We start from the raw sequence: 17441 nt of genomic DNA on the forward strand, positions 1-17441 counted from the left end.
CTAGGAGCACATGTCATGCACGAACTCATCCTGTTGCGCCACGCCGAAGCCCAACCGGCCACTGCCGGAGGGGAGGACCCCCATCGGCGCCTGAGTGGGCGCGGCGAGCAGGAGGCGCGGGCAGCCGGCCAATGGCTTGCCTCGCACGGGGTCAAGCCGGACCGCGTCCTGTGCTCGCCCTCCGAACGCACGCGCGACACCGCCAAGCTGGCTCTGGCGTCGCTGCCGCACGCGCCCGCCCCGCAATTGTCCGACGACATCTACGACGCCACGCCCGGCGAACTGCTGGCGCTGCTCGACCAGCATGGCGATGCCGGCACTGTCATGTTGGTGGGCCACAATCCGGGCATCGAGCGCCTGGTGGCGCTGCTGGTGGAAGGTCGCTCCGACGAATTCCGCGGCATGCCGCCCGCCGGCCTCGCCGTGCTGCATCTCAATGGCCCGCTTGAGCCGGGCAACGCGCGACTGGACGCTTTCTGGTCACCCTGATCGGAAGCTCCGTGCGTGCTCTACATGCCGTCGATCTTTCCGTGGAACGGTCACCGGCTCGCCTGGATGGCCGTGGCGTTGGCAGGGCTGATCCTCAACGCCCTACCCGCCCATGCGGCCGACTACCGCATCAACCCCGCACGCTCGCATGCCGACTTCGGCGTCCGCCTGTTCTGGCTCAGCCAGATCGGCGGACGCTTTGAGGAAATCGACGGCGACGTCACCCTGAGCAGCCTGCACGACACCGCCGTGGTGGATGCGCGCATCACCGTGGACAGCATCCGCATGGGCTCCGAGCGGGTTCGCCGCTGGGTGTTGGCGCCAGAGTTCTTCGACGCCTCGCGCTACCCGTCGATCCATTTCGTGTCCGAGCCCATTGCGCTGGCCATGCTGGAAAAGGGCGGCGACCTGGATGGCACCCTCACTCTGCGCGGCATCACCCGGCCTGCGCGCTTTGAACTATTGCCATCGCGCTGCCCGCTGGAAACACCCCAGCAATGCGTGATCGCGGTACGCGGCACCATCCAGCGCAGCGACTTCGGCATGAACGGACACCGCACCGCGCTGTCGGACAACGTGGAACTTGGCCTGATGATCAGCCTGGATTACGCCAAGCGATAGCAAGCATCCGTATCATCGCCTCATGCGCCAACGCGGGATCGCCCTTTCCCTATTGCTTGTTGCGATCCTGCTCTCGGCGGGATGCAGCGTGGCGCCTTCGCGCGTGCGTCGCGCCGATGCCATCGTGGCGAACACGGTGGTGCGCACGCTGGACTGCCCGCGGGAGGACCACTGCGCCATCGATTCGCCACTGCTCGATGCCGCGCGCCAGGCCTTGGCGGACTCCACCGACGCCGAGCCGGTGCACGTGGTCACCCTGCTCAACGACAGCGAGGCGGCGATGGTCGCGCGGCTCAACCTGATCCGCGCCGCCCAGCACAGCATCGACGTACAGACCTATATCTGGGATCAGGACGACACCGGCCAACTGGTGCTCAACGAGCTGTTGCAGGCGGCACGTCGCGGGGTGAAGGTGCGCATCCTGGCCGACCAGCTGTTTTCCTTCGGCGACTCCGCCCTGCTCCAACGCCTGGCCAGCGCGCACGAAAATCTCGAAATACGCCTGTACAACCCCACCTTCCATGAGGCGCAAACCTCCGCCGTCGAGTTCGGCGCCGGCATCGTGTGCTGTTTCATGAAGTTCAACCAGCGCATGCACAACAAGCTGCTGCTGGTGGACGACACCATCGGCATCACCGGCGGACGCAATTACCAGGATCGCTATTTCGACTGGGACAACGAATTCGACTACGTCGACCGCGACGTGATGGTCGGCGGCCCCGCCGCCCGCGCCATGGCCAGCAGCTTCGATACCTTCTGGACGCACAAGCGTGCTGTTCCGCTCACGCAACTGCGCGACGTCAATCGCCGCATCCTCGATAGCGAACCCCCGGGTCCCTGGCCGGCGCCGCACTATGCGCATCCGCAACGCGTGGCGCGCGTGCAGGAGGAGGCAGAGGACGACGACTGGCTGGAAGACGCACTCGTCTCGGAAACCCTGCGCACCGGTCGCGTGGACTTCTTCAGCGACCTGCCGGCCAAGACCCAGGACCCGCAAAAGCGCAGCGCGCACGAATTCACCGCGCACGTGATGCGCATGGTCAACGCCGCCCAGCGCGAGGTCGTGCTGCAAACGCCCTACCTGGTGCTCAGCAAGCGCGCGCAGGACATCTTCAGCAAGCTGCACCAACGCGACACGCCACCACGCATCGTCGTGTCCACCAACTCGCTCGCGTCCACCGATGCGTTTGCGGTCTATGCGATCTCCTACAAGCACCGCAAACGCTACCTCAAGGATTACGGTTTCGAGATCTACGAGATGAAGCCGCACGCGGCCGGCCCCACCGACGACAACGCCGACGCCGCCGACGATGGCGGCCCCATGCCAACGTCCCCCGGCATGACCAAGGTACGTCGGCGCATCGGTACCGAGCGTGGCCTGCTCGGCAGCCACGGCAGCACCCGCCGCAACCGGCCCGCGCCGCTCACCAGCGAAGGGCGCCGCTTTGGCCTGCACGCCAAATCCATCGTGGTGGATGACGACTTCGCCATGGTCGGTTCGCACAATTTCGATCCGCGCTCGGACCACTACAACACCGAGGCCGGCGTGATCGTGTACGACGCCCGCTTCGCCAACGAGCTGCGCGAGAGCATCCTGCGCGACACCCAGCCGGAGAATGCCTGGGTGGTGGGACCGCGCCAGCAGAGCGAATTGAGCATGGCCATCGGTGACGTTTCCGCCAGCCTGCCCGTGTTCGACCTGTGGCCGTACCGCTACGCCACCAGCTACGAACTCAAGGCCGGCTGCACGCCAATGCGCCCCAGCGACCCGGGCTTTTTCGCCTGCTACACGCCGGTGGGCGATTTCCCGGAAGTGGCGGTGTCTCCCAAGCTGGTTTACACGCGCCTGATCACGGCGTTCGGGGGCGGTGTAAAGGGCATTCTCTAAGAACGCTCAAAGGCTCGCCGCACTGTCCTCGAAACGCATCACCAGACGGCCGCTCAATCCCTCCGGGTGATCCGCCGGCACCGCAAAACGCCAGCCAAGCACGGTGCGCACCGCGCGCGCATCCAAGCCTGCATCGCCACTACTGTGCGCCACGCTGGCCTGCTGCACGCGGCCGGTGCCGTCCACGCGCAGGCTGAGCTCGACCTTGCCCTCCCGCCAGACCTCACGCGTCCAGAGGCCAGCCGACAGCGACGGCATCTCCAGCGGGGTCAATTCGGGAACAGGCTCGGGGCGTGTCGCCGTGGCCGCCGGCGCGGACGTGTCCGCGGCATCCACGACTCGCGCACCGCGCGGGTGCCTTCGCAACAGCGTGCGCACCTTGCTCGCGTGCGCCTCGGCGTGGCCCGGTGGTCCGGCCCATGTATCGGTCAACGTGCTGAGCCAAGCCGTGCCTGCCACGCCCAGGATCAGGGCGAGCAAGCTCAGGCCAAACGTGGTGCGCAGTCGCAACATGCCCTTCCGCGATGCGCCCGACGACGAGCGCTCAGCGCTCGAGGATAGCGGTGACGCCCATGCCGCCCGCGGTGCAGATGGAAATCAGGCCACGGCCCGAACCCTTCTGTTCCAGCAACTTAGCCAGCGTGGCGATCACGCGCGCGCCCGTGGCGGCGAACGGATGACCAGCGGCGAGGCTGGAGCCGTTCACGTTGAGCTTGGCCGGGTCGATGGCGCCCAGCGGCTGGTCCAGCCCCAGGCGGTTCTTGCAGTAATCCGCGCTCTCCCATGCCCGCAGGGTGCACAGCACCTGGGCGGCAAAGGCCTCGTGGATCTCGTAGAAATCGAAGTCCTGCAGGGTCAGGCCATGGCGCGCCAGCATGCGCGGCACAGCGATGGTCGGCGCCATCAACAGGCCCTCGCCGTGGACGAAGTCCACCGCGGCCACTTCCGCATCGCGAAACCAGGCCTGCACCTTGAGGCCACGCTGGTTCGCCCACGCTTCGGTGCCCAGCAGCACGGCGGCGGCGCCATCGGACAGGCCGGTGGAATTGCCCGCCGTGAGCGTGCCGTGGCCGGAAGTCTTGTCGAACGCCGGCTTGAGCGTGGCCAACTTGTCCAAGGTGGAATCCGGACGCAGGAAACCGTCGCGCTTCAAGCCGCGGAACGGCACCACCAGGTCCTCGAAGAAGCCGGCGTCGTAGGCAGCCGCCAGCTTGTGGTGGCTATCCAGCGCCAACTGGTCCTGCGCCTGGCGGCTGATGTGCCATTCCTTGGCCATCTTCTCGCAGTGATCGCCCATGGACATGCCCGTACGCGGCTCGGCCACGCCCGGGAACGCCGGCTTGAACTCCTTGAAGGAAAAGCCCTGGGTGGCGGCGCGCAGCTTGTCCTGCCAAGACTTGGCGCGGTTCATCGCCAGCAGGCGCTTGCGCAGGCGCTCGCCCAGCACGATCGGTACGTCGCTGGTGGTGTCCGAACCGCCGGCAATACCGGCTTCGATCTGCCCGGTGGCGATCTTGTTGGCGATGATGATGGCGTTGTCCAGCGAGGTACCGCAGGCGCGCGCCGTGGTGATGGCCGGCGTGGTCGGGGCCAGGCCCGAAGAGAGCACCGCCTCGCGGGCCAGGTTCCACTCCGAGGAGTGCTTGATCACCGCGCCCATGGCCACTTCGCCCAGCTCTACGCCGTGCAAGCCATAGCGCTCCACGAGTGCCCCCAGCACCTTCACCGACATGCCGAAATTACCGACATCGGCGTAAGCGGTGTTGTTGCGGCAGAACGGAATACGTACGCCGCCGATCACACCGACGCGCTTGAGCGTGTTGTCCATGGCTGGAACAGTCCAAAAAAGCCGAGTCCACAAGGCTAACCCGCTCCGCCACGGCACGGAAGCCCAAAAACCCCCGAATGCTAGAATTTGGTTCTTTGCCGTTCGGGTTTGTCATCCGTGGAAGCTCAAACACTCGTCGCCCTGCCCGTCGTGCTGGCCCTGGAACTGTCCGCCGGCGATGCCCATGCGCGGCGCACGCTAAGTCGCGATGAAGCGGCCGAACTGGCCGCACTGATTGCCGCCGACCTGCACGGCCTGGTGCCCCAGGTAAGCGAAGCCCGCCTGGCCGTGGCCGGTGCGCTGTTCGATGCGGTGGAGTTGCTGCGTCCCGGCTTCCCGGTCTGGGCCACCCTGGACGAACTGGCCCGTCGCGTGCCCCGCGGGCATCTGGAGAACGTCGTGGCCTTTGGCACCCACGAAGGCCACATGCCGGCGCAGCCGCTGGAGCCCGAAGCCATCTACGCCGATGGCCCCATGCGCCTGCTGCCGATCTCGCTGTTGGCGCCCGAGGCACTGGTCGAAAGCCTGTCCGACCAACTGGAAGTGGAACTGGTGGGCCGAGGCGAAGCCGGCGCCCGTACCTCGGACTGGCTGATGCGCACGCTGGGCGTCCGCCTGGAGCACGCCCGCTATCTCAGCCGCAACGACCTGCTGGCGCTTACCTGCGTGCAGTACGAGCACGTGAACCTGGCGCCGCTGTGGACCTTGCTGGAGGCCGCCCTGCTGACCCCGTACCGCGACGAGGCCACCCTCAGCGCGCGCGGCCTTACCCTGCACTACCGCGAGGGCAAGGTGCAGGCGCAGTCGCCCGCCCACTGGCTGCGCCAGCAAAGCGGGCCGCTTGAACAGCGTGCGCACGACATGGCGGGCATCGTCTTCGAGCTGCGCCAATACGCCGCCCTGTTGGATGCCCACCATCTGCCGCTGGTGCTGACCGATGGCGTGCCCACGTCCGGCTATCTGCTGGAAGCCCTGGCCGACGCCGACCCGGCCTACGATGCCCCGGCCCTGTACGCCCACGAGGCCCCCGGCCTCGGCGTGGTGGCGGTTACCCTGGCCCAGCGCGGTGATGGCGGCCGCGCCCGCGTGCTGGCCCACGGCTACCCGCTGCACCCCAAGGCGCTGGGACCGCTGGTGGCGGCCCTGGCCGACCGCTTCGACGTGGCTCCGGACCTGCACGCGCTGGGCCGCATTCAACTGGACGCCGACGGCCAGCTCGGCGCCCCGGACACGCCGCTGCACTGAGCGGCAAGCGCGCGCCTCGTCACAAACAAACCGGGCCTGCGTCGCGTACCGGCTGCACAGCCGCCCGCACTTAGCGCATGATGCCCGGGCAGGGCGCGGGGGAGCGTCAACGGCGGACCATCGATGGTGCCAAACGACAGCGAGTTCGAACCCGCAGGTGGTGCGGCGCAATGGCCAGCCCATGTGCTGCAAGGCGCACCCGCGCTGATCACCTACATCGACCGCGAACGCCGCTTCCGCTTCGTCAACGACACGCACCAGACGTGGATGGGCATTGCGCCCAAGGACATGGTGGGGCGCACCGTGGAAGAGGTGCTCGACCGCTGGAGCCTGGAACACGCCGGCTACTGCCTCGACCAAGCCCTGACCGGCGAGCCGGCGGTTTACGAAGGCGAGCTGTTCGCCGGCGCCGCGCGCTCCTACGTGCACGGCAACTTCCAGCCCGATTTCGATGAACACGGCCAGGTTCGCGGCGTGTTCACCGTCTTCATCGACATCACCGCCCGCTACACGCTGGAGATGCAACTGCGCGAAAGCGAGCAACGCTTCTACGGCGCTTTCCAGCACGCTCCCATCGGCATGGCGCTGGTCACGCCGGATGCCCGCATGCTGCGCGTGAACGGCTCGCTGTGCCAGATGCTCGGCTACGGCGAGATGGAGCTGCTCTCACGCTCGCTACTCGATCTCACCCACGCCGACGACCTCGCCGTGTCGCAAGACATGGCCCGCTCGCTGATGGCCGGCGAATGCGAGTCCTATCAGCTGGAGAAGCGCTACATCCATGCCGACGGCCACGTGGTGCACGTGCTGGTCAGCGTATCGCTGGTGCGCAATGTCAAGGGCGACCCTTATCACGCAGTGGCGCAAATCCAGGACATCAGCCAGCGCAAAGCCTACGAAGAGGCCTTGTTCCGCGAACGCGAACTCGCCGAGGTGACCCTGCGCTCCATCGGCGACGCGGTGATTACCACCGACCTGCAGCACCGCGTGACGTCGCTCAACCCCATCGCCGAAGCGATGACCGGCTGGACCCACGCCGAAGCCGTCGGCAAACCCATGAGCGAGGTGTTCCGGCTGATCGATGCGCGCACCCGTGAGCCGCTCAGCAATCCGCTGCTGGACGCCATCGACCGCGACGCCATCGTCGAGCTCAAGGGCAACGCAGTGCTGCTTCATCGCAATGGCTTCGAAACGCCCATCGAGGACTCGGCCGCCTCCATCCACGACCATGCAGGCAGCGTGATCGGCGGCGTGCTGGTGTTTCACGATGTCAGCGAAACGCGCGCCCTGGCCCTGAAAATGGCCCACCTCGCGCAACACGACACGCTCACCGGCCTGCCCAACCGCAGCCTGTTGCAGTCGCGCCTGGAACAGGTGCTGGCCGCGGCCATGCGCCGTCACGACCAGGCAGCCCTGCTGCATATCGATCTGGACCACTTCAAGCAGATCAACGACACCCTCGGCCACGTGACCGGCGACGCGCTGCTGCGCAACTTCGCCAGCCACTTGCGCAGCACCCTGCGCAACGAAGACACCGTCAGCCGCATTGCCGGCGACGAGTTCGCCGTGCTGCTGTCGCATGTGGATGGCCGCATGGGCGCCCGCCAGCTGTGCGAAAAGCTGATGCGACTGTGGCAAAACTCCAGCGCCAGCAAGATGAATGACTTCAACGTCACCTTCAGCGTCGGCATCAGCGTGTATCCCGAGGATGCCGCCGATGCCGAAGCCATGCTGCGCAATGCCGACACCGCGCTCTACGAAGTGAAGGTGCACGGCCGCAACGGCTATCGCTTCTACACGCCATCCATGAGCGAGCGCCCCGCCGCGCGCCTGCGCATCGAACAGCAACTGCGCAAGGCGCTGCTGCGCGGCGACCTGCGCCTGCATTACCAACCCAAGGTAGATGCGCGCAACGGCAGCATCGTCGGCGCCGAAGCCTTGCTGCGCTGGCTGGTGGACGGCCACGAGGTATATGCCCCGGATCAGTTCATCCCCGTCGCCGAGGAAACCGGGCTGATCGTACCGCTGGGCGAATGGGTGATCCGCGAAGCCTGCCGACAAGCGGGCGAATGGTATCGGGCCGGTACCCCCATCGTGGTGGCAGTGAACGTGGCCGCACCGCAGTTCCATCACCCCGAATTCCACGATGCGCTGAAATCCTCGCTCGAAGATGCGCAACTGCCGCCGTCGCTGATTGAACTGGAACTCACCGAGCGCATGGTGATGTCCGCCGGTGACCAAAGCCGCGCGCTCATGCAGCGCATCAAGGACCTGGGTGTCAGCCTGGCGCTGGATGACTTCGGCACGGGCTATTGCAGCCTTTCCTACCTCAAGTATTTCCCCATCGACGCGCTGAAGATCGATCGCACGTTCGTGCGCGATATCGCCAGCGACCCCGACAACGCCGCCATCACCGACGCCATCATCACCATGGCGCACGGACTGGACATGATCGTGGTGGCCGAAGGCGTGGAAACCTCCGCGCAGGCCGAACACCTGCGCCGCGCCGGTTGCTCACTGATGCAGGGCTTTCTGTTTGGCACGGCGCTGCCGCCGGACGAACTGAGCCTGCACCTGCAAACGGTATAAGCCGCGGACTCAGCCGGCGAATTCGGCTTCGTACATGTAGTAGTGGCAGCGCTCCATGCCCAGGCCGGCATAAGTGCGCTGCGCCCGCTCGTTCTCCGTTTCCACGTACAAGCGCAAACCCACGGCGCCGGCCTTGAGCGCGCGCTGCTGCACATCCTCGTACAGCCGGCGGAACACGCCTTCGCGGCGTGCCGCCTCCACCACGTACACGCTCTGCACCCACCAGAAATCGCCCGCGCGCCAATCGCTCCATTCATAGGTCACCAACAGGCAACCGCACGGCTCGCCGTTACGCTCGGCGAGCAGATAGAAGCCACGGCGCGGTTCGTCAAACACCGCGGCGACACCGCGCGCGAGCACGGCCGGGTCCAATGCCTTGGCCTCGGTTTCCCAGGCCATTGCGCGGTTCCACTCCGCGATATGGGCAGCGTCGGTGCGTTGGGCGAGGCGGATCAGGATGCTCATGGCGATTACTCAGGTTTGTTCGGGCGCCGCGTGCGCGACGCACCCAATTTGCGGGTCAAGGTATTGCGGCCAACGCCCAGCGCGGCGGCGGCATGTTGTCGGTGCCCCTCATGCGCGGCCAGCGCGGCTTGCAGCAAGGTATGGTCCAGTGCTTCGCGGGCGCGCGTGTGGATATCCAACTCGCCATCGGCAATGGCCTGGGCCGCCCACTCACGCAGCGCGTCCGTCCAACCGCCGGCGCCAGCCGTGGCCGGTGCGGCGCCCAGGTCCGAAGGCAGGATTTCCGCGCCTGGCGCGATCACCGCGAGACGACGGCACAGGTTTTCCAGCTCACGCACATTACCGGGGAAGTCGCGCTGCGCAATGGCCTTCAACGCGGCTTTGGAGAAGCGCTTGGGCGGCAGCTTCAGCTCCTGCGCCGCGCCGGCCAGGAAGTGCTGCGCCAGCAACGGGATATCGCCGCGCCGTTGCCGCAGCGGCGGTAACTCAATGCGCACCACATCCAGCCGATGCTTGAGGTCGGCGCGGAACTGGCCTGCGGCCACGCGCGCATCCAGGTCCTGGTGCGTCGCCGCGATAATGCGCACGTTGCCGCGAATCAACTCGCGACCACCCACGCGATAGAACTCGCCGCCGGCCAGCACGCGCAGCAAGCGCGTCTGCAAGGCGAGCGGCATGTCGCCAATCTCATCGAGAAACAACGAACCGCCCTCGGCCTGCTCGAAGCGGCCGGCATGACGGCGCGTGGCACCCGTGAACGCACCGGCTTCGTGGCCAAACAATTCGCTTTCCAGCAACTCGCTGGGAATGGCCGCTGTGTTGAGCGCGATATAAGGCTTGTCGCGGCGCGCACTCTCCTCGTGCAGCGCACGCGCCACCAGCTCCTTGCCGGTACCGGTTTCGCCGGTGATGAGTACATTGAGATCGCTCGCCGCCACGCGGCCGATCAAACGAAAAACTTCCCGCATCGCCGGACTTTCCCCAAGCAATGCATGCGTGGGTAGCGGTACCGACACCGGGGCGGCATGCGCCGTCGGCACATCGGCCAGGGCGCGCTGTACCGCAGCCACCGCCTGATCCAGATCGAATGGCTTGGCCAGGTAATCCACCGCACCCGCGCGATAAGCGGCGGCGGCGGTAGCCACGTCGGTATAAGCGCTCATCACGATCACCGGCCGCACACCTTGCGCCGTCAACGCTTCCAGCAACGCCAGGCCACTTTCGCCCGGCATGCGCACATCGGTCAGCAGCAAGGCCGGGCGCGCGTCGCGCAAGGCCGCGCGCACTTCGTCGCCGTCGCTGAATTCGCGCACCTGCAGCCCGGCATCGCGCAGCGCTTCGGCCAGCACAAAACGCACGGCCCGATCGTCGTCGGCGATCCAGATGTCATGGCGTGGCTCAGTCATGTGCGTGGCCCATAGGCAGATAGAGGGAAAACACCGTCTCGCCAGCACGGCTGACGTAACGCAACTCACCGCCGTGTTCGCGCGCGATCTCACGCGCCAGCGCCAAGCCGAGCCCACTGCCATCGGGGCGGCCAGAGACCAGCGGTTCGAACAACGTGTCGCGCAGGCTCGCGGGCACGCCCGGGCCGTCGTCGATCACATCCACCCGCAACGCCATGCGCACCACACGCTCACCCAGGCGCACGGCCGCCTCGGCACGCGTGCGAAAGCTGAGCGAGTGCGCGCCGGCTTCGATGGCGTTGCGCGCCAGATTGAGCAGCAGCTGCAGCAGGCGATCGGCATCGCCATAGACGTCGGGCAGACTCGGGTCGTAGTCATGGCGCAAGGTGGGCGCCAAGGGCTCGGCCAACAACAGATCGCCCAGCCGCTCCAATTGTTCGTGGATATTCACCGGACCCAACTGCGCCGCACCATCGTGGCGCAGCAGGCGATTGGCGAGCGCCCCCAAGCGGTCCGCCTCCGCAATCACCAGGCCCGCCAGTGCGCGCAGCTGGTCGTCATCCACCCGACGTTGCAACAACTGCGCCGCGCCACGTAGCCCCGCCAAGGGGTTCTTCACCTCGTGAGCGAAGCCGCGCAAGGTGGCGGACAGCGGCGTCTGCGTCGCTACTGGCGGCGCCAGCGCATGCACTTCCACCAGCAACTCGCCACTGGGCAGGCTCTGCATGGATACATCCATGCGCCCCGCGTCGCCACGCAGCGAAGGCACTTCGATGCCGCGCAACTGCAGCGGCGACGGCTCCTGCAGCGCACGCGCGGCCAGCGCCATCCAATCCGGATGGTGCAGCAATACCGCCAACGACTGGCCCACCGCACTACGCGGCCCAATCGCCAACAGTTCCGCCAACGCCGGGTTCACCCACAACAGGCGCAACTGCCCATCCACCAGCGCCACCCCAGTCGCCAGCGGCTCAGCCCACTTCCGGCTCACCGTCTCATTCATTGCACCATCATGGACAATGCGCCGGCGTGGTGCAATGTAAAAAGGGGAGGAGCGCCGAGCTGTGGCGGGCTAATGTTCCTAGCGGCAAAGTCTGTACGGATCTAGCGCCCATAGTCTGTGCACCGGAGCAGCCATAAGCACAGACCTTGTATTGGAAATCTGAGCCATAGTCTGATCATCCTCCTGTTATCGGCTACTTACGTTGGGACTGCTCCGGGCGGGACTGATGAAATTGCGAGCAAAGTCTGTGCTCCAAAGGACGGCAGTTGACCGGCACGGCTTCAGGCCAAACCTGTGTGGTGACGGAGATCGCTGGCGACGAACACGAGCCGATGTTTGCCACGCGACGCGCGCTGCTGGAGCCCTTGTCGATGGCGATCGTCGGGGCGCTGGAGTCGATCGGTGGTCCGAGCCGCCCACCGCCATTAACGGCCGGGTCCCCGGTGCCGGCCGGCGTCCTACGCGTCGAGGAAGTGCCTTGCACGCGCTGCGGCATCCAGGTTGCCTTGCTGGTCTTTGCTGAAGGCGCCACGGATCGCGGCCAGTTCGAGGATGTGGCGCGGCTGATGTACCCGCGTTTCGCTGCCACGACGGTCCCGACCCACCTGATTGGCTCGGCGTTGGGTCCTTCGCCCGAGACCTATCGCGCGGCCATCATGCAGGTGTGGCCGCAGCGTGCACCCGTCGAGACGTTAACGCCGGCGCAGTTCTGGCGGCGCATTCACGCGCTTATCCGGGGGCACTTTCCATAGCTTGCGCGGTACCAGGTGCAGCGGACCGCATCCCCGCTAACGAGACCCCGGGCTTTCCGATCCAGACGATTCGCCTGGAAGGCGACGCGCGTCGCCTTTTCCGTGGGCGCTGAAAGAGGCTGTAAGCCGGACCGGCGGAACATTCCGCCCCGGTTCCAACTCCGCCACGAGCGCATTCAAGTCGATTATCCTGCCGTCGCTTTGGAGGCAGGTGTACAACCTGCCTGACGCAGCCCTGGAGTATCAGGTGCTGGATCGGTCGAGCTTCCAGCATCTTGCAGGACGGGAACCAAGCGACCGGGTGCCGGATACCAAAACGCTGTGGGCATCGCGTGAGCGGGTGAGGTAGCAGGGACAGATCGGCGGCCTCAGCGAGGCCGTGAGCCGGCAACTGCCGAAAGCAGGCTTCATCGCAAGGGGTGCAGATATCCTGACGCGACCATCGCGTCGGTACCGATCCAGCGCAACCCGCGGGTGGGGAACGAGGCGATCGGGCGGGGCGAAAGTGCCCGAGGACTGAGCCCGGACGACCGCTGCAAAACGGCTTCGTCGGACGTTTCAACGGCAGCTACCGCCTGGGTGTGCTCGACATGTATGCGTTCCGGACGCTGACCGAGGGACGGGGGTGGACCGAGCGATGGCTGGCCGACGACAACCAGGAAATTCCTCCCGCCCGCCGTGTTTTGACTTCAGAACGAGCTCGCTTTGACACATCACTTTCGCGGGTTCGTGGGTGCTTGTGCGGGGGCGCTGAGCGAGCATGAGGCCCCGCCGGCCGCCCTCCTCAATGGATCGATCGCCCCTGGGTCGCAATATATTGCGACGTGGCTAAGTTTTGTGAGAAGGTGTTTTTACCCCTGGGGAGGGGACGGTGAGGCGCGCGGTAGGGCTGGCATCAAAGTCGGCGCGGCCGCCTAGCTTGATGGATCCTAAGCAAGAAATCGGGTTGCCCGTGATCTTCTGAGGGTCGTGCTTGCTCAATTCTCTATGTACTGGTCTGCGTTCGACCAGGATGATCGAGTGTCTAAGGGGCCAAGGATGATTGCTCGCCGCATAGCGTTGATGGCTTGCTGGTTTGTTTTGCTCGGGTGCTTGATGCCGCCTGTCTACGCATATTCGCCGGCCGCTTCCAGTGGTTGGCCGGTGCCTGCAGCAACCAGTGCAAATGCGACAGGCTTTGTTAGTGGGCCCATCAATACTGCTTTTAGTAGCTTGGTCGCGGCTAACGAAAGCGTCTTTTATGGTCCTCCATACAGTTATTCGCTGGGATGCACGGGTGGCGGCCGTGGTTTTGAGACCGTTGGTGCGGCCATCAACGCGTGGTGGGACGCCTATCGTGGCTGCTATGCCCGCTTCTTTCCCTGTTATTACACCCTGTACAACGACCCAACGGGCCCTACCAGTGGGCACTTCGCTTATATGCCGCTAGGCGGCAACTGCGGGGGCGGCGATTCGGTCTACGGCACTGCTTATAGCTTTAAAGCTGAGAAAACGTTGGGCAAGCCGTGCAACTGCGTCGGTGACGCTATCGACTTTGGTACCGGCAACGAGTATCGAGATGATGCCGATATCAGCCTCGGATCGCTTAGCTTCCATCGCTTCTACAATAGTCACCAGGCTGTGGCGTCGACGTCGGTGGGGGCGCATTGGCGGCACACATTTGATCGAAGCGTCGAATACCTTACCGATGTGTCGAGCAGCATTGCCACCGTCTTTAGGCCAGATGGTCGACAGTTAAGATTTGTTCTCCAGTCGGGTGCCTGGGTGGCAGACTCCGATGTGGCAGACACGCTATCACCTGTGTATAGCGCTAACACCAATGCATTGGCAGGTTGGTTCTACATCGACGCCGAGACCCTTGCATTGGAAAGCTATGACGCCCAGGGGCGATTGCAGTCCATTGCTGATGCCAACAGGCAGCGGACTACTTTTGCATATAGTGACGCATCGACCCCGGCAAGCATTGCGCCGGTAGCAGGCTTGCTGCTGGCGGTCACGGATCCGTTGGGGCGAAAGCTTTCATTTACCTACAATGATCAGAGTAGGGTTGCGACTATTACGCAACCGGATGGCAGTGCGATCAGCTACAGCTACGACGCCATCGGCAATCTGATCAAAGTGGCCTATCCCGACTCAACCTATAGGCAGTACATCTATAACGAGAGCGCCCTGACGGCAAACACAAATCTTCCCCATGCCCTGACAGGCGAGATCGATGAGAAAGGTGTCCGTCTCACGGATATCGGGTATGACAGCCAAGGTCGAGCCGTCCTCTCGCGGGCCGCTGGCGGCGTCGATGTTACCCAGGTCAGTTATGGCAGCAATAAGACCAGCACGGTGACGTATCCAAGCGGCGTGCAGGTTACCTACGGGTTTAGTACGCCGAGTGGAACCCTGCGCGCCAGTTCAGCGAGCGGGCCTTGTGGTCCCAGCTGCGGCCAGGGCTTTGCCTCGCAGGCTTTTGATGCCAATGGCTACGCCACACAGGCTGTCGACTTTAACGGTCACATCACCCGGACGTCCTATAGCCCCCTAGGGCTTCTGCTCTCGAAAACGGAAGCCTATGGCGAAAGCACGCAACGTACGACAACCAGTTCCTGGGATACCGCAAATCGGGTGCCGCTGACACGTACGGTGACGGATGCCGGCGGCAGTGTCAAAGCGCGTACCGGATGGGCATACAACGCGCGAGCTCAAGTGGTCGCCTACTGTCACATGGATTCCGCCCTGGCTGACAGCTATGTCTGTGCTCCAGGCGGGTCGGTGCCGACGGGGGTGCGTCGTTGGGTCTATACCTACTGCGACGCGGTAGACAACACACAGTGCCCTCTGGCGGGTCTGTTGCTTAGCGTGGACGGTCCGCGCCTCGACGCGCTCGATGTCACCAGGTACAGCTACTATTCGTCGACGGATGAATCAGGTTGTGGCGCATGGGGCGGTGCGTGTCATCGCGCAGGCGATCTCTATCAGGTGGTCAATGCGGCGGGGCAGGCTACGCGCTTCCTGGCCTACGACACGAATGGTCGCGTGGTGCGCCAATCCGACGCCAATGGTGTGATCACGGATTTCACCTACTCGCCGCGAGGCTGGCTAGTTAAGCGTGTCGTGCGCGCCAGTGTGGATGGCTCGCCGTCTTCCAGCGACGCGATCACGGAAATTGACTACGATGCTACGGGTAACGTCGTCAAAGTAACGGATCCGGACGGCGTCTTTTTTGGTTATACCTATGATGGAGCCCATCGACTTACCGATATAACCGATGCACTTGGTCATCGAATCCACTACACACTGGATAGTGCAGGCCATAAGACAAAGGAGCAGATCGTCGATGCCCTTGGCACGGTGCGTAGCTCGATTTCTCGATCGTTCAATGCGTTGGGTCAGTTGACCAAGATCACCGACGGCCTCAGTCATCCGGTATTCAACGCCACGTACAGTGATAGCTATGATCCGGAGGGCAACCTGATCCATGTGGCCGATGCGCTCGGCATCCAACGCAAGTATGTCTATGATGGGCTAAAACGCCTCGTAAGTTCGATCGACAACTACAACGGTGTCGATACCGCCACCAAGGATGCTCAAGTTGTCTTCGCCTATGACACGATGGATCGTTTACAAGGCATTAGCGATCCTGATGGCCTGAACACCATTTACGGTTACGACGGTCTGGGGCAACTTATCACTTTACAAAGTCCAGACACGGGCTCATCCCTTTATGTTGGTGATGCCGCCGGTAATGTAATTCAGAGCACCAATGCCAAGGGCGACGTGAAAAGTAACGCGTACGATGTGTTGAATCGTCGTACGGCCACCGCTTACGCCGATAGCTCGTTGAATGCCGCCTTGTTCTATGACGAACCCAGCAATGTCACGGGTTGTCCGGTGTCTTACCCCGTTGGTCGACTGACACGTATGGTCGAAACCAACGCCACGACAACCTACTGTTATGACGCCCATGGCAACGTCATCCGTAAAAGTCAGGTCCAGGGTGCGTCAGTCGATGTAACAACGTACAGCTATACGACCGGTGATCGCCTCGCTAGCATCTCGAGCCCAAGTGGCACCTCGGTGCAATACACCCGGGATGCTGTCGGTCGCATCAGCGGCGTCACCGTCCTGCCGCCTGGCGCAAGTGGAGCCGGCGCCGGCAATGTGGTCACCGCGATTAGTTACATGCCCTTCGGCCCTGTGGCCAGCTATACGCTGGGCAATGGACAGACGATTACGCGTACCTACGATGCTAACTATGCGCTGACCGATTTGGTGAGTCCTTCATTCAATTTGCACTTTGAGCGTGACGCAGGGGGGAGTATCGCCGCGCTGGGCAATGCGCCGGGAGCCAATCCCTCCAGTGAGGCCTATGCCTACGACCCCCTCTATCGCCTCACGACCGTAGCTAGTGCTGGCGTGACCCTGGAAAGCTATACCTATAACAAGACGGGTGATCGCCTCAGCAAGACGTCGTCAGGCTTGGGTGGTGGCGTGTATAGCTACAAGAACGGCACACACCAACTCACGAGCGTGGGAAATGCACAGCGCGTCAGTGACGCCAACGGAAACACCACGGCAAGCGTGGTAGGCGGTGAGGCATTTGGATTCGGCTATAACGGGCGTAATCGCCTGAGCGTGACACAGCGCAACGGGCAAACCGTAGGCACATATACCTACAATGCGCTTGGGCAGCGTATCAAGAAGATGGCAGCCCTTCCGCAGGCCAGCGCTACACGCTACGTCTATGACGAGACGGATCACCTCATTGGGGAATATGGTGTCACTCGACGCGACTATGTTTGGCTGGGCGATATTCCGGTGGCAGTGGTCGACGCGGCAGGAGAGATAGCTGGCCCCGGGGTGGCGGTTACTCCGCTGCAGAACGGCGTTGCGGTGAAGTTATCGGGCCAGGCGGGAAGCACCACGTCATTTGGCATGGCCGTTCCAGCGGGCGCGCGGGCGCTCGTGCTCCGCACATTTGGTGGTACGGGTGACGTCACCCTTTACGTGAAGTACGGCACGCCAGCAAGTGCAACAATCTACGACTTCGTCTCCAAGCATGTCGGCAACAGTGAGTCGGTTACGGTAGCTAGGCCGCTGGCGGGAATCTACTACCTGGCCCTTGTCGGCGAGTCGCCCGGCTATGCCAACGTCAGCGTGCAGG

General features: G+C 64.1%; 12 protein-coding genes and 1 pseudogene. 8 read left to right on the forward strand and 5 right to left on the reverse strand.

Going from position 1 to position 17441, the window contains the following annotated elements:
• Window positions 1–15: 15 nt before the first annotated feature.
• From JHD67_RS06070 to JHD67_RS06080, 3 genes are read left to right on the forward strand one after another with little or no spacing between them, the layout of a single operon-like run.
• Window positions 16–489, forward strand: a complete 474-nt coding sequence (locus JHD67_RS06070) for a histidine phosphatase family protein (RefSeq protein WP_199098331.1) — start codon at window positions 16–18, stop codon at window positions 487–489.
• Between the two features lie 24 nt (window positions 490–513).
• Window positions 514–1110: a YceI family protein gene (locus tag JHD67_RS06075; RefSeq protein WP_233171675.1), complete on the forward strand. Its 597-nt coding sequence runs from the start codon at window positions 514–516 to the stop codon at window positions 1108–1110.
• 22 nt (window positions 1111–1132) lie between these two features.
• Window positions 1133–2998 (forward strand): phospholipase D family protein, encoded by a 1866-nt coding sequence (locus tag JHD67_RS06080; protein ID WP_199098333.1) that lies wholly within the window; start codon window positions 1133–1135, stop codon window positions 2996–2998.
• A 6-nt stretch (window positions 2999–3004) separates the two neighbouring features.
• On the opposite strand, the gene JHD67_RS06085 is transcribed toward JHD67_RS06080, so the two are convergent.
• Window positions 3005–3511 carry an energy transducer TonB gene (locus JHD67_RS06085; RefSeq protein WP_199098335.1) on the reverse strand — a complete coding sequence of 169 codons (507 nt, stop codon included), beginning with the start codon at window positions 3509–3511 and terminating at the stop codon, window positions 3005–3007.
• Between the two features lie 31 nt (window positions 3512–3542).
• Window positions 3543–4826, reverse strand: coding sequence for an acetyl-CoA C-acetyltransferase (locus JHD67_RS06090; protein ID WP_199098337.1), 1284 nt, complete (start codon window positions 4824–4826; stop codon window positions 3543–3545).
• 117 nt (window positions 4827–4943) lie between these two features.
• On the opposite strand from JHD67_RS06090, the gene JHD67_RS06095 reads away from it, so the two are divergent.
• Entirely contained in the window at window positions 4944–6071 is a 1128-nt protein-coding gene (locus tag JHD67_RS06095) for a hypothetical protein (protein ID WP_199098339.1), read from the forward strand.
• Between the two features lie 123 nt (window positions 6072–6194).
• The gene (locus JHD67_RS06100; RefSeq protein WP_199098341.1) at window positions 6195–8660 is read left to right on the forward strand and encodes a GGDEF and EAL domain-containing protein; all 2466 of its coding nucleotides are present in this window, start codon (window positions 6195–6197) and stop codon (window positions 8658–8660) included.
• A 9-nt stretch (window positions 8661–8669) separates the two neighbouring features.
• Here JHD67_RS06100 and JHD67_RS06105 read toward each other — a convergent pair whose 3' ends face one another.
• The 3 genes from JHD67_RS06105 to JHD67_RS06115 are packed head-to-tail and all read right to left on the reverse strand — an operon-like array spanning window position 8670 to window position 11534.
• Window positions 8670–9125 (reverse strand): GNAT family N-acetyltransferase, encoded by a 456-nt coding sequence (locus JHD67_RS06105; RefSeq protein WP_199098343.1) that lies wholly within the window; start codon window positions 9123–9125, stop codon window positions 8670–8672.
• Between the two features lie 5 nt (window positions 9126–9130).
• The gene (gene ntrC, locus JHD67_RS06110) at window positions 9131–10531 is read right to left on the reverse strand and encodes a nitrogen regulation protein NR(I) (protein WP_199098345.1); all 1401 of its coding nucleotides are present in this window, start codon (window positions 10529–10531) and stop codon (window positions 9131–9133) included.
• Window positions 10524–11534, reverse strand: coding sequence for an ATP-binding protein (locus JHD67_RS06115; protein WP_199098347.1), 1011 nt, complete (start codon window positions 11532–11534; stop codon window positions 10524–10526). Before JHD67_RS06115 ends, ntrC begins: the two co-directional genes overlap by 8 nt.
• Window positions 11535–11800: 266 nt before the next feature.
• Here JHD67_RS06115 and JHD67_RS06120 point away from each other — a divergent pair, with 266 nt between their 5' ends.
• The 3 genes and pseudogenes from JHD67_RS06120 to JHD67_RS06135 form a co-directional block, all read left to right on the forward strand.
• Entirely contained in the window at window positions 11801–12286 is a 486-nt protein-coding gene (locus tag JHD67_RS06120; protein WP_199098349.1) for a hypothetical protein, read from the forward strand.
• Window positions 12287–12801: 515 nt separating this feature from the next.
• A pseudogene (locus JHD67_RS06130) lies at window positions 12802–12954 on the forward strand (integrase core domain-containing protein); the annotation flags it as partial.
• 370 nt (window positions 12955–13324) lie between these two features.
• Window positions 13325–17441 (forward strand): DUF6531 domain-containing protein (locus JHD67_RS06135; protein WP_199098352.1); only part of this gene is annotated, 4117 nt, incomplete at its 3' end.

This window comes from Dyella sp. ASV21 (assembly GCF_016428975.1).
Lineage (GTDB): Bacteria > Pseudomonadota > Gammaproteobacteria > Xanthomonadales > Rhodanobacteraceae > Dyella.

What these genes read in the sequence shown, in the direction of transcription:
- JHD67_RS06070 (WP_199098331.1), top strand. Translation starts at nt 16, where the DNA reads ATGCACGAACTCATCCTGTTGCGCCACGCCGAAGCCCAACCGGCCACT.
- JHD67_RS06075 (WP_233171675.1), top strand. Translation starts at nt 514, where the DNA reads ATGCCGTCGATCTTTCCGTGGAACGGTCACCGGCTCGCCTGGATGGCC.
- JHD67_RS06080 (WP_199098333.1), top strand. Translation starts at nt 1,133, where the DNA reads ATGCGCCAACGCGGGATCGCCCTTTCCCTATTGCTTGTTGCGATCCTG.
- JHD67_RS06085 (WP_199098335.1), bottom strand. Translation starts at nt 3,511, where the DNA reads ATGTTGCGACTGCGCACCACGTTTGGCCTGAGCTTGCTCGCCCTGATC.
- JHD67_RS06090 (WP_199098337.1), bottom strand. Translation starts at nt 4,826, where the DNA reads ATGGACAACACGCTCAAGCGCGTCGGTGTGATCGGCGGCGTACGTATT.
- JHD67_RS06100 (WP_199098341.1), top strand. Translation starts at nt 6,195, where the DNA reads ATGGTGCCAAACGACAGCGAGTTCGAACCCGCAGGTGGTGCGGCGCAA.
- JHD67_RS06105 (WP_199098343.1), bottom strand. Translation starts at nt 9,125, where the DNA reads ATGAGCATCCTGATCCGCCTCGCCCAACGCACCGACGCTGCCCATATC.
- ntrC (WP_199098345.1), bottom strand. Translation starts at nt 10,531, where the DNA reads ATGACTGAGCCACGCCATGACATCTGGATCGCCGACGACGATCGGGCC.
- JHD67_RS06115 (WP_199098347.1), bottom strand. Translation starts at nt 11,534, where the DNA reads ATGAATGAGACGGTGAGCCGGAAGTGGGCTGAGCCGCTGGCGACTGGG.